At 68.1% G+C, this 11,794-nt stretch carries 11 protein-coding genes; 7 read left to right on the top strand and 4 right to left on the bottom strand.

Going from position 1 to position 11,794, the window contains the following annotated elements; genetic code table 11:
• The 3 genes from QQ25_RS12185 to QQ25_RS12175 all read right to left on the bottom strand — a co-directional run bounded on the left by QQ25_RS12185 (position 1) and on the right by QQ25_RS12175 (position 2,722).
• The gene (locus QQ25_RS12185; RefSeq protein WP_039318718.1) at positions 1-744 is read right to left on the bottom strand and encodes an SDR family oxidoreductase; all 744 of its coding nucleotides are present in this window, start codon (positions 742-744) and stop codon (positions 1-3) included.
• Positions 745-928: 184 nt separating this feature from the next.
• Positions 929-1,885: an electron transfer flavoprotein subunit alpha/FixB family protein gene (locus tag QQ25_RS12180; RefSeq protein ID WP_039378927.1), complete on the bottom strand. Its 957-nt coding sequence runs from the start codon at positions 1,883-1,885 to the stop codon at positions 929-931.
• 45 nt (positions 1,886-1,930) lie between these two features.
• Positions 1,931-2,722, bottom strand: a complete 792-nt coding sequence (locus tag QQ25_RS12175) for an electron transfer flavoprotein subunit beta/FixA family protein (RefSeq protein ID WP_029111438.1) — start codon at positions 2,720-2,722, stop codon at positions 1,931-1,933.
• Between the two features lie 229 nt (positions 2,723-2,951).
• Between QQ25_RS12175 and QQ25_RS12170 the strand changes: the two genes are divergently transcribed.
• The 6 genes from QQ25_RS12170 to QQ25_RS12145 all read left to right on the top strand — a co-directional run bounded on the left by QQ25_RS12170 (position 2,952) and on the right by QQ25_RS12145 (position 9,597).
• Positions 2,952-3,749: a class I SAM-dependent methyltransferase gene (locus QQ25_RS12170; RefSeq protein ID WP_039378925.1), complete on the top strand. Its 798-nt coding sequence runs from the start codon at positions 2,952-2,954 to the stop codon at positions 3,747-3,749.
• A 131-nt stretch (positions 3,750-3,880) separates the two neighbouring features.
• Positions 3,881-5,392, top strand: a complete 1,512-nt coding sequence (locus QQ25_RS12165) for a 1,4-alpha-glucan branching protein domain-containing protein (RefSeq protein WP_039379859.1) — start codon at positions 3,881-3,883, stop codon at positions 5,390-5,392.
• A gap of 100 nt (positions 5,393-5,492) precedes the next feature.
• The gene (locus QQ25_RS12160; RefSeq protein ID WP_039378924.1) at positions 5,493-6,734 is read left to right on the top strand and encodes a glycosyltransferase family 4 protein; all 1,242 of its coding nucleotides are present in this window, start codon (positions 5,493-5,495) and stop codon (positions 6,732-6,734) included.
• Between the two features lie 40 nt (positions 6,735-6,774).
• Positions 6,775-8,169 (top strand): MFS transporter, encoded by a 1,395-nt coding sequence (locus tag QQ25_RS12155; protein WP_039378923.1) that lies wholly within the window; start codon positions 6,775-6,777, stop codon positions 8,167-8,169.
• Entirely contained in the window at positions 8,162-8,920 is a 759-nt protein-coding gene (locus QQ25_RS12150; RefSeq protein WP_039378922.1) for an ArsR/SmtB family transcription factor, read from the top strand. The genes QQ25_RS12155 and QQ25_RS12150 overlap by 8 nt, the downstream gene beginning before the upstream one ends.
• 86 nt (positions 8,921-9,006) lie before the next feature.
• Positions 9,007-9,597, top strand: a complete 591-nt coding sequence (locus QQ25_RS12145) for a hypothetical protein (protein WP_052235867.1) — start codon at positions 9,007-9,009, stop codon at positions 9,595-9,597.
• A gap of 5 nt (positions 9,598-9,602) precedes the next feature.
• On the opposite strand, the gene QQ25_RS12140 is transcribed toward QQ25_RS12145, so the two are convergent.
• Positions 9,603-10,346: an acyltransferase gene (locus QQ25_RS12140; protein ID WP_039378921.1), complete on the bottom strand. Its 744-nt coding sequence runs from the start codon at positions 10,344-10,346 to the stop codon at positions 9,603-9,605.
• Positions 10,347-10,510: 164 nt separating this feature from the next.
• On the opposite strand from QQ25_RS12140, the gene QQ25_RS12135 reads away from it, so the two are divergent.
• Positions 10,511-11,794, top strand: a complete 1,284-nt coding sequence (locus tag QQ25_RS12135; protein WP_039378920.1) for a BamB-related PQQ repeat family beta-propellar protein — start codon at positions 10,511-10,513, stop codon at positions 11,792-11,794.

The raw sequence follows: 11,794 nt of genomic DNA, 5'->3' as shown, positions 1-11,794 counted from the left end.
TCAGTTCGCCGCGATCGAGTCGGCGAAACGGATCTCACCCAAGATTCCGTCGTCGCCGGTCACCAGGCTGTTGTCGTCGACCGCCGTTCCGAAATACGTTGCCTGCGGATCGATCACGACAGGCTTGTCGTCACCCTGCTTGGCCAGCACCGCGCGGGCCATGTCGGCGAACGACAGCTTTTCTGGCCCACCGATGTTGACGATGCCGTCCCGCGGCGCGGCCTGCGCCACCTTCGCCACCTCGGCGGCGACGTCGTCGACGGAGATCAGCTGGATCCGCGCGTCGGGGACACGTACCTCGTCGCCCACCACCAACGAACCGGTGATGGCCTCGGCGAACTCCTGGAATTGCGTGGCCCGCACGATCGTGTAGGGCAACCCGGAGCCGGTGATGTTGTTCTCCTGAGCCACCTTGGCCCGCATGTAGCCGCTGTCCGGCAAGCCGTCGGCGCCCACGATTGACAGCGCGACGTAGTGCCCGACACCCGTCTCCTTGGCGGCGGCCGCCAGATTGTGTGAGGACTTGGTGAAGAAGTCCATCACGGGACCGTCTTCGAACGAGGGCGAGTTGACCACGTCGACCAACACCTCGGCCCCGCTGAGCGCCTCCACCAGGCCCGCGCCGGTGAGGACATCGGCGCCCGACGACAGGGAGGCGGCCACTACGTCGTGCCCGGCTTCGGTGAGCAACCGCACCACCCGCGAGCCGATCTGGCCGCTGGCACCTATGACTGTGATTTTCATTGTGCGAATCCTTTTCTCGACGTGCTGACAGAACCAACACTGGCACTGCCTGCCGAGATGCAAACCCTGGAAAGTCCGTAGTCGGCACGGCTGGTGTGCCCGCCTGCCCCGCCCAGTTGCCCCGGAGAGCACAGAACCCCGGTGCACCAGGTGCACCGGGGTTCTGCGTTGACGCGTCGGGGATCTATCCCTTACGGGCCTTGACCGCCTCGGTCAGCTGCGGGCTGACCTTGAACAGGTCGCCGACGATGCCGAGATCGGCGATCTCGAAGATCGGGGCTTCCTCGTCCTTGTTCACCGCGATGATCGTCTTCGACGTCTGCATGCCTGCGCGGTGCTGGATCGCACCGGAGATACCCAGGGCGATGTACAGCTGCGGCGACACGGTCTTACCGGTCTGACCGACCTGGAACTGGCCCGGGTAGTAACCGGAGTCGACCGCGGCACGGGAGGCACCGACGGCACCGCCCAGCGAGTCGGCCAGCTCTTCGACCACCGAGAAGCTCTCGGCGCTGCCGACACCACGGCCACCGGCGACCACGACGCTGGCCTCGGTGAGCTCGGGGCGATCACCGGCAACTGCGGGCTCGCGCTTGGTGATCTTGGTCGCGTTCTCGGCCTGGGCCGGGACGTCGACGTTGACGACCTCGCCGGCACCGTCGGCCGGGGCGGCCTCGATCGAGCCGGGACGGACGGTGATCACCGGGGTGTCACTGGTGACCTGGGCCTCCACGGTGAAGGCACCACCGAAGATGCTGTGGATACCCACTGCGCCTTCACGGACCTCGACCACGTCGACCAGCAGGCCCGAGCCGATACGTGCGGCCAGGCGGGCGGCGATTTCCTTGCCGTCGGCGGTGGCGGCGATGACGACGCCGGCGGGGGTGGCCGACTCGGCCAGTCCTGCCAGCACATCGACGACCGGGGTGACCAGGTAGTTCTCCGCGTCGTCGGACTCGGCGACGTAGATCTTGGCCGCACCGGCGGCCTTCAGGCCGTCGACCAGCGGGGCCGCGGTGCCCGGCTTGCCCACCACGACAGCGGCAGGCTCACCCAGGGCACGGGCGGCGGTGATTAGTTCGGCGCTGACCTTCTTCAGTGCGCCTTCGGAGTGCTCAACGAGCACAAGTACTTCAGCCATGAGTTCTCGTTACGTCTTTCGGGAGTGGAAGTAAGGAATCAACTGCTAGATCAGCTTTTGTGCGACCAGGTACTCGGCGATCTTGGTACCGCCGTCACCTTCGTCGGTCACCTTCTCACCGGCGGTCTTCGGCGGCTTCGGGGTCGAAGACAGCACCTTGGAACCGGCATTGGCAACGCCGACCTCATCGGCTTCCACGCCGATCTCGGCGAGGGTGAGCACGGTGACTTCCTTCTTCTTCGCGGCCATGATGCCCTTGAAGGAGGGGAAGCGGGGCTCGTTGATCTTCTCGTTGACGCTGACCACGGCCGGCAGCGAGGCCTCGAGGCTGAACACGCCGTCGTCGGTCTCGCGCTCGGCGGTGACCTTGCCGCCCTCGACGCTCAGCTTGCGCACGTGGGTGAGCTGAGGCAGGCCCAGGTACTCGGCGATCACGGCCGGGACCGCGCCGCCGACACCGTCGGTGGCCTCGTTACCGGCGATGACCAGCTCGGTGCCCTCGATGGTGCCCAGCGCGCGGGCCAGCGCCCAGCCCGTCTGGATCACGTCGGAGCCGTGCAGGCCGTCGTCCTTGAGGTGCACGGCCTTGTCGGCACCCATGGACAGCGCCTTGCGGATGGCCTCGGTGGCGCGCTCCGGCCCGGCGGTCAGCACGGTGACGGTGCTGTCTCCGCCCTCACGCTCCTTGATCAACAGCGCCTCTTCCACGGCGCGCTCGTTGATCTCGTCGAGCACGGCGTCGGCAGCCTCGCGGTCGAGGGTGAAATCGCCGTCGGACAGCTTGCGCTCCGACCAAGTGTCTGGGACCTGTTTGATCAGGACCACGATGTTCGTCATGACTCTGGTTCGTCCTCCTCGATGAGACCGGTGGCCCGGGCTCATATCACGTTCTAGGCAACTAGCATCATGTTACCGGTCGGTAACTTTTGATGGTTCGCAGGAACACCATAGCTGGTCGGACTTTGTATTCCGGCCTCCCCTACCACACCCCACAGGTGAGGGAACCGTTGGTTGAATGGCCACCGACCCCTTCAACCTGGGCAAGGCTGGGTTAGCCTGCCTTGCAATGAGCGCAAACGCGGAGGGCCCGGACAGTGTCCTCACCCAAGCCCTACCCCAGGCCCTGCCTCTGACCGGAGAGCGGACCATCCCCGGCCTGGCCGAGGAGAACTACTGGTTCCGCCGTCACGAGGTGGTGTATCGGCGATTGGCCGGCCGGTGCGTCGATCGCGAGGTCCTGGAGGCCGGCTGCGGTGAGGGCTACGGTGCCGATCTCCTGGCGGACGTCGCGCGCAAGGTCACCGCGCTCGACTACGACGAGGCCACGGTGGCACACGTGCGGGCCCGCTACCCGAGAGTGGAGATCACACACGGCAACCTGGCCGAACTGCCGCTGGCCGACGCTTCTGTCGACGTCGTGGTGAACTTCCAGGTCATCGAGCACTTGTGGGATCAGGGGCAATTCGTCTCCGAGTGTTTCCGGGTGCTGCGCCCAGGAGGCGTGTTCCTGGTCTCCACCCCCAACCGGATCACCTTCTCCCCCGGCCGCGACACCCCGCTCAACCCGTTCCACACCCGCGAACTCAACGCCGCGGAGCTCACCGAGCTGCTGCACGACGCAGGCTTCACCGTTGAATCCATGCTCGGGGTATTTCACGGCGCCGGGCTGGCCGAACTCGACGCCCGTCACGGCGGCTCGATCATCGAGGCGCAGGTGCAGCGTGCCGTGGCCGACGCGCCGTGGTCCGAACAACTGCTCGCCGATGTGGCCGCGGTGAGTATCGACGACTTCGACCTGACCCCGGCCGGCGAGCGCGACATTGACGACAGCCTCGACCTGGTGGCAATCGCGGTGCGGCCGTGACACCGTCCGCCCCGGAGCCCGAACCCGGACCTGTACCCCGGCCCGATGTCGCCGGCGATCCGGCTCCCCGGCCCGATGTCGCCGGCGATCCGGCTCCCCGGCCCGATGTCGCCGGCGATCCGGCTCCGGGATTGTTCACGCTCGTCCTACACACCCACCTCCCCTGGCTGGCCCATCACGGCCGCTGGCCGGTCGGCGAGGAATGGCTCTACCAGTCCTGGGCCGCGGCCTACCTGCCGCTGATGCGGGTGCTGCGCGGCCTGGCCGCCGAGGACCGCAGCCACCTGATCACCCTTGGCATGACGCCCGTGGTCACCGCACAGCTCGATGACCCGTACTGCCTGACGGGCATGCATCACTGGCTGGCCAACTGGCAGCTGCGCGCCCAGGAGGCGACGACGCTGCGCACCCAAGAAGGCTTGCAGCAGTTCGGGATTCGCGAATATGCCGAGGCCGGGGCGGCCATCGAGGAATTCACCACACATTGGCGCCACGGAGCCAGCGGGCTGCTGCGTTCGCTGATCGACGCCGAGACCATCGAGCTGCTCGGCGGACCGCTGGCCCACCCGTTCCAGCCACTGCTCAACCCGCGGTTGCGCGAGTTCGCGCTGCGTGAGGGCCTGGCCGACGCACAGCAGCGTTTCGCCCACACCCCGGTCGGTATCTGGGCGCCCGAGTGCGCGTACGCCCCCGGCATGGAGACCGGCTACGCCGCCGCCGGGGTCGGGCACTTCATGGTGGACGGCCCGTCCCTACACGGCGACACCGCGCTCGGCCGGCCCGTCGGCGACACCGACGTGGTGGCCTTCGGACGTGACCTGCAGGTCAGCTACCGAGTGTGGTCGCCCAAGTCCGGCTATCCCGGCCACGCCGCCTACCGCGATTTCCACACCTATGACCACACCACGGGCCTCAAGCCCGCGCGGGTCACCGGGCGCAACGTCCCGTCCGACGAGAAGGCGCCCTATGACCCGCAGCGCGCCGACCGCGCGATCGACGAGCATGTCGCCGACTTCGTCGACGTGGTCCGACGCCGGCTGATCAGCGAGAGCGAGCGAATCGGCCGCCCGGCACATGTGGTGGCCGCCTTCGACACCGAACTGTTCGGGCACTGGTGGTACGAGGGCCCGGAGTGGCTCTGCCGGGTGCTGCGGGCATTGCCTGCGGCCGGTGTCCGGGTCGGCACCCTGTCAGACGCCAAGGCCGACGGTTTCATCGGGACCCCGGTCGAATTGCCGCCGAGCTCTTGGGGTTCGGGTAAGAACTGGCAGGTCTGGAACGGCGAGAAGGTGGCCGATCTGGTGCAGCTCAACAGCGAGGTGGTCGATGGCGCCCTGAGCACCGTGGACAAGGCGCTCACCCAGCACGCCGCGGTCGGTGCGCCGACGGCCCGCGATCGCGTGGCCGATCAGATCCTGCGGGAGACCCTGCTGACGGTGTCCAGTGACTGGCCGTTCATGGTGAGCAAGGACTCGGCCGCCGACTATGCCCGCTACCGGGCGCATCTGCATGCGCACGCCACCCGCGAGATTTCCGATGCACTGGCCTCGGGCCGTCGCGACCATGCGGAGCGGCTCGCCGACGGCTGGAACAAGGCCGACGGATTGTTCGGTGCCCTCGACGCCCGGCGTCTGCCAAGATGACATTCACCCCACATTCCGCGAGCGCCCGTGTCCGCACGTCGACACGCCGCGAAACCATGGCACTGATCGGACGCTCGCACCGGCACGAAGGCACGCAGTCATGAAGATCCTGATGGTGTCATGGGAGTACCCGCCCGTCGTCGTCGGCGGTCTGGGCCGGCACGTGCACCACCTGGCCACCGCACTGGCCGAGGCCGGCCACGAGGTTGTCGTCCTCAGCCGGCGGCCCACCGATACCGATCCGAGCACCCATCCGTCGACCGACGAGATCAGCGAGGGCGTGCGGGTGGTGGCCGCCGCGCAGGACCCACACGAGTTCGAGTTCGGTACGGACATGATGGCCTGGACCTTGGCCATGGGCCATGCCATGGTGCGCACCGGCCTTGCCGTCAAAGACAATTCGGGTGACCGCTGGGTCCCCGACCTCGTGCACGCCCACGATTGGCTGGTGGCCCACCCCGCCATCGCCCTGGCCGAATACTTCGATGTGCCACTGGTTTCCACCATCCACGCCACCGAGGCAGGCAGGCACTCCGGCTGGGTGTCCGGGCCGATCAGCCGCCAGGTGCATGCCGTCGAGTCGTGGCTGGTGCGCGAATCCGATTCGCTGATCACGTGTTCGGCGTCGATGAGTGAAGAGATCACCGAGCTGTTCGGGCCTGAACTGTCCGAGATCAGGGTGATCCGCAACGGGATCGACGCCGATCTGTGGCCGTTCGCGCCACGGCGCTCCCGCACCGGCCCGCCCGAGTTGCTGTACCTCGGCCGTCTGGAATACGAAAAGGGTGTGCACGATGCGATCGCGGCGCTGCCCCGGATCCGCCGCGCACATCCCGGCACCACGCTGACCATCGCCGGCGACGGAACCCAGCAGCAGTGGCTCATCGAGCAGGCGCGAAAGCACAAGGTGCTCAAGGCAACCCGATTCGTCGGACGGCTCGGGCACGAAGAACTGCTGCAGGCGCTGCAGGCTGCCGACGCGGCGGTGCTGCCCAGCCACTACGAGCCGTTCGGGATCGTGGCGCTCGAGGCGGCGGCCACCGGGACGCCGTTGGTGACCTCCAACGTGGGCGGTCTGGGCGAGGCCGTGATCGACGGGCAGACCGGAATATCGTTCGCGCCACGGGATGTGGTGGGGCTGGCCGCGGCGGTCCGCGCGGTGCTCGACGATCCCGAGGCGGCCCAGCGACGGGCGATCGCGGCGCGCGAGCGGCTCAGCTCCGACTTCGACTGGCACACCGTGGCCGCCGAGACCAGCCAGGTCTATCTGGCCGCCAAACGTGCCGAGCGGGAGCCGCATCCGCGCCGGCCGATCGTCGAGCACGCACTGCCCGACCGCTGATTCGACCGGCGTCGAATCATTCCGCACCTAGCGTGCGGGTATGGCACCCAAACGTTCAGCCGCGATCACGCTGACCGCCGCCTACCTCGGGTTGTTCATCGGCCTGGTCGATGCGAACGCCGTCAACCTGGCACTACCGGCGATCGCCGGTGACCTCGGCGGCGGGGTGGCCGGTGCGCAATGGACCATCGACGCCTACAACGTGACGTTCGCGGCGTTTCTGCTCACCGCGGGATCCCTCGGCGACCGGTTCAGCAGGCGCCGGATGCTGCGGATCGGGTTGGCGACGTTCGTAGGGGCCTCGATCGCCTGTGCGATCGCGCCGTCACTGACCCTGTTGCTGGTGGCGCGGGCGATTCAGGGTGTCGGCGCCGCGATGATGCTGCCGCAGGGCCTGGCGATCGCCGCGGCGGCCTTTCCGGACCCGCGCGGGCGGGCCCGCGCCACCGCCGCGTGGGCGATGGCCGCCGCGAGCAGCACCGCGCTGGGGCCGGTACTGGGCGGGTTCCTCGCCGAATCGGTCGGCTGGCGCTGGATCTTCTGGGTCAATGTGCCCGTCGGTCTGCTGGCGTTGGCGGCGAGCGCCACGCATCTGCCGGATTCGCACGATCCGGACGCTGGGCGCATCGACCTACCGGGTCAGTGTCTGGCCATCCTGGCGCTCGGTGCCACGACGCTGGTGCTGGTCGAGGGACACGATTGGCATTGGCAGCAGACCGTGGCAGTCGCGGCCGTGGCACTGGCCGCATTCGTCGCATTCCTGGGCGTCCAGCGCCGCAGCCGGCACCCGATGCTGCCGCTGAACCTGTTCGGCAGCCGCCAGTTGGTCGGCGCGCTGCTGGCGACGTTCGCGATGACGTTCGGCATCTACGGCCTTCTTCTGGTGAACAGCTTTGCCTTCCAACAACTCCGGGGCTTCAGCGCGTTGGAGACGGCGGTGTGGTTCCTGCCGATGGCGATCGTCTACCTGCTGCTGATACCGGCCGCCAACACGCTGGCCCGCCGCACCGGACCACGCCCGCCGATGGCTGCCGGACTGGCTCTGATGGCGGCGGGCTCACTGATCTACGCCACAGCGGGGCCGCTGGGCCCGATCGAATGGCTCGAGTTGTCATTCGTGCTCGCGGGTGCCGGACTGGCCCTCAACACCGGACCGGCGGTGACGCTGGCGATGGAGGCGATCCCGCCGGCCCGGACGGGCCTGGCCGCGGGTGTGGTGAATCTGGCCAGGCTGTTGGGTATCACTGTCGGGGTCGCGGTGTTGGGTAGTGCCATGACGGTTGTGGGCGGTGCCGCCGGAGTGCGGACCGCGTTGTTGACCGGCGCCGCATGCCAGTTGGTGGGTGCGGTGCTGGCCCTACGGCTTACCCAAGGCAGACGGGCGTCCGCGGACCGGAGCAGCCACACCGTCGGGAAGGAGTCGTGTCATGCGTGAGGTCCAGGAACTGGTCTCGGCGACCGAGGTCGACATCGCCGCGGTCGCCGCCCTGCTGGCGGACCCGGCGCGCTGCAAGGTGCTGCTGGCGCTCGACGACGGTCGTGCGCTTCCGGCCGGTGTGTTGGCCGAGGAAGCCGGTGTCAGCCGTGCGACCGCCAGCAGTCATCTGGCCAAGCTCACCGATGCCGGGCTTCTCGCGGTCCGCGCGCAGGGCCGACACCGCTACTACCGCCTGGCCGGCCCTGAGGTGGGCGCGCTCATCGAGCAGCTCGGCCGGCTGGCGCCTACCCGGCCGGTCACCTCGCTGCGGGAGGGCACACGTGCGGCGCGGCTGCGTTCGGCCCGAACCTGCTATGACCACATCGCCGGCCGGCTCGGCGTTCAGCTCATGGGCAGCTTGCTCGATCGCGGCGTACTCACCGGCGGGGACGGCTGGTTCCACCCCGGCGGGACCGACCGGCTCAGCAGCCCGGGCCACGACGTGCCCTACCGACTCGCCGACGGCAGTCACGCCGTGCTTCATCGGATGGGCATCGAATTACCCAGCGGTCCAAGGCCACTGGTGCGCTACTGCGTGGACTGGACCGAGCAGCGACACCACATCGCCGGCGGACTGGGCCGGGCGCTGCTGGACCGTTTCCTGGCCGCGGGATGGCTGCGCCGCACCCCGCGCCACCGCGCCCTCACCGTGACCGACTCCGGCCGGGCCGCGCTGCGCGATCGGTTCGGCATCGTCTGGACCGATTGACCCGCAGGTCTTGACAGTTGGGTCCGAGATTCGCCGAACCACCGTCGACGGCGGAGTCCAGCAAGCACAATCGAGCAGTGACCCGGATCTGGAGACTCGGCGCACATTCGGTGTGTGCCGCACTCGTCGGCGCCTCGCTCACCCTCGTCCAGGCCGCACCGGCCACCGCTGAGCCCGCGCCCACCCTGCCCGCGTTCGTGCCCCATCCCTCGGACTGGTCGCCGAACTACACGGTGTTCCCCTACAACCTGTGGCAGGTGCGCGTCACCGCAGAGCAGATCGACGCGCAGCGTGAGTCCTGCCAGTGGTTCAACGCCCAGTACGGCACGCTGATGACCCAGATCGTGGGCTTTCAGAAGTTCCTGGGCGACCGACACGACTATTGGACCGCACCCGGGGTGCAGGCCGCCGGCGATGCCGTGAAGGCCAACGTCGATCAGTCCGCGGCGTTCCTGGATCCGCGCGCCCACACCCTGTACATCACCAATTACCCGGACCAGAGCCAGTATTCGCCGCTCTACAACGGTGACTCGATCTATCACCTGTGGTATCAGCTGACCCAGATCAGCGACAAGATCGCCAAGCAGCAGCCGGCCGGCGTCATCAACGCCAACATCGCCACCGCCAACGTCTACGGAAACGTGATCCGCGACTCCGGGGTGTGCAACGGGGCCTGAGGCCCTCAGTGGCTGTTGGCCGCCTTCTTGCGCTCGATGTCGGCCAGCGCGGCGGCCAGTTCGGCGCGCTCGGCGGCCGACGTCTCCCAGTCCAGCTTGCGGTTCTTGACCACCTTGGCCGGCGCCCCGACGGCGATCGAGTAATCGGGGATCTCACCCTTGACCACGGCATGGGCGCCCAGCACACAGCCACGACCGACCGAGGTGTTGCGCAGGATGGTGACCTTGGCGGCGATCCAGGTGTCGGGACCGATGCGCACCGGGCCCTTGATGATGCCCTGGTCCTTGATGGGCATGTCGATGTTGTCCATCTTGTGGTCAAAGTCGCACACGTAGCACCAGTCGGCCATGAGCGCGGAGTCGCCGAGCTCGATGTCGAGATAGGTGTTGATCACGTTGTCGCGGCCCAGGACCACCTTGTCGCCGATCCGCAGCGAGCCCTCGTGACAGCGAATGGTGTTCTTGTCACCGATGTGCACCCAGCGGCCGATCTCCATCTGCGCCAACTCCGGGGTGCACTGGATCTCCACACCCTTGCCGAGGAAGACCATGCCGCGAGTGATGATGTGTGGGTTGGCCAGCTTGAACTTCAGCAGCCGCCAGTACCGGACCAGGTACCACGGGGTGTAGGCGCGGTTGTCGATCACCCATTTCAGCGACGCCTTGGTCAGGAAGTCGGCCTGGCGCGGATCACGTAGCCGGGAGCCCCGCCAGCGTTTGTGAATCGGGGCGCCCCACATCGTCGTCATGGCCGGACAGCCTAGCCGAGGACGCTCGACCACTTGCCGGTCGCCGGTACTGCACCGCCTCGTCCGATTCCAGGGTCGCTGCGCTCATGCCCGCCGAGCGGCCGGGTAACCTCACCTGGGCCCCAAAAACCAGTCCCCTGCGTGTTCGGCGACGAAAGGACATCGTGTTCCGGCGATACCTTGCACTGGCGGTCGCGGTGCTGTTCACAGGCCTGCTCGCCGGTTGCGAGAACACCGATTCATGGGTGGACCCACACGCCGCACAAGGCTGGTCAGCGCAGTACGGCGACGCCGCCAACAGCAGCTACACCCGCTCCCACGGGCCCGAGGCGCTGCGCCTGGAATGGAGCCGATCCGTGAAGGGCGAGCTGGGTGCCCAGGTGGCGCTGAGCGCGGACAACCGCCTCGCCGCCAACGCCCAGACAGCAGGCGGCTGTTCGTTGATGGTGTGGGAGGCCGACAACAACGCCCGCCAGCGCTGGTGCACGCGGCTGGTGCTGGGCGGCGGCTGGTCCAGCCCCCTGTTCGACGGGTTCGACAACGTCTACGTCGGCCAACCCGGCACCATCTTGTCTTTCCCGCCGACCCAGTGGATCCGTTGGCGCCAGCCGGTGATCGGCATGCCGACCACGCCCAGGCTCCTCGATGACGGCCAGCTACTGGTGGTCACCCACCTGGGCCAGGTTCTGGTGTTCGACGGACACCGCGGAACGATCGAGGGAACACCGCTGGATCTGGTCTCCGGCGTGGATCCGACCGATTCGCAGCGTGGTCTCGGCGATTGCCAGGCGGCCCGGTCGCGGTGCCCGGTGGCTGCCGCGCCGGCGTTCTCCCATGAGGCGGGCCTCGTGGTGCTCAGTGTGTGGCAGCCCGGGGCCGAGGCGCCGGTGCTGATGGGCTTGCGCTATCACCCCGGCGAGAAGACATTGCTGACTCAGGAGTGGACCAGCAACGCCGTGGGCCGCGGACCGCTGGCCAGCCCGGTGCTGTCCGCCGACGGTTCGACCGTGTACGTCAATGGCCGCGACCAGCACCTTTGGGCGCTCAACGCCGCCGACGGCTCGCCGAAATGGTCGCTGCCGCTGAACTATCTGGCGCAGACCCCGCCATCGGTTTCGCCGGACGGCCTGATCGTGGCCGGGGGCGGGCCGGAGGCCAAGCTGACCGCGGTGCATGATGCCGGGGATCACGGCGAGGTGGCCTGGACCCGTGACGATGTGGTCCCGCTGACCACGTCGAGCCGGGCCGGCGGCGTGGGCTACGTGGTGGCCCGCGAAGGCGGGCACGGCCAGTCACTGTTGGTGTTCGACGCCACCGACGGGCACACGCGCAATGCCTATCCCGTTCCGGAAGCCACGGGTTGGCCGGTCGGGGTCTCGATCGGCAACGACCACCGGATCGTCACCGCGACGAGTGACGGTCAGGTGTACGGCTTCGCGCCGGCCTGA

The sequence above is a fragment of the Mycolicibacterium setense genome (assembly GCF_000805385.1).
Classification (GTDB): domain Bacteria; phylum Actinomycetota; class Actinomycetes; order Mycobacteriales; family Mycobacteriaceae; genus Mycobacterium; species Mycobacterium setense.
The sequence above is the reverse complement of the archived record's forward strand: the minus strand, read 5'-3'. Positions and strand labels throughout refer to the sequence as shown.

Bases quoted from the DNA above. Each gene is read 5' to 3' on its own strand.
- QQ25_RS12160 (WP_039378924.1), top strand. From the start codon at position 5,493: ATGAAGATCCTGATGGTGTCATGGGAGTACCCGCCCGTCGTCGTCGGC.
- QQ25_RS12150 (WP_039378922.1), top strand. From the start codon at position 8,162: ATGCGTGAGGTCCAGGAACTGGTCTCGGCGACCGAGGTCGACATCGCC.
- QQ25_RS12140 (WP_039378921.1), bottom strand. From the start codon at position 10,346: ATGACGACGATGTGGGGCGCCCCGATTCACAAACGCTGGCGGGGCTCC.
- QQ25_RS12175 (WP_029111438.1), bottom strand. From the start codon at position 2,722: ATGACGAACATCGTGGTCCTGATCAAACAGGTCCCAGACACTTGGTCG.
- QQ25_RS12185 (WP_039318718.1), bottom strand. From the start codon at position 744: ATGAAAATCACAGTCATAGGTGCCAGCGGCCAGATCGGCTCGCGGGTG.
- QQ25_RS12180 (WP_039378927.1), bottom strand. From the start codon at position 1,885: ATGGCTGAAGTACTTGTGCTCGTTGAGCACTCCGAAGGCGCACTGAAG.
- QQ25_RS12170 (WP_039378925.1), top strand. From the start codon at position 2,952: ATGAGCGCAAACGCGGAGGGCCCGGACAGTGTCCTCACCCAAGCCCTA.
- QQ25_RS12155 (WP_039378923.1), top strand. From the start codon at position 6,775: ATGGCACCCAAACGTTCAGCCGCGATCACGCTGACCGCCGCCTACCTC.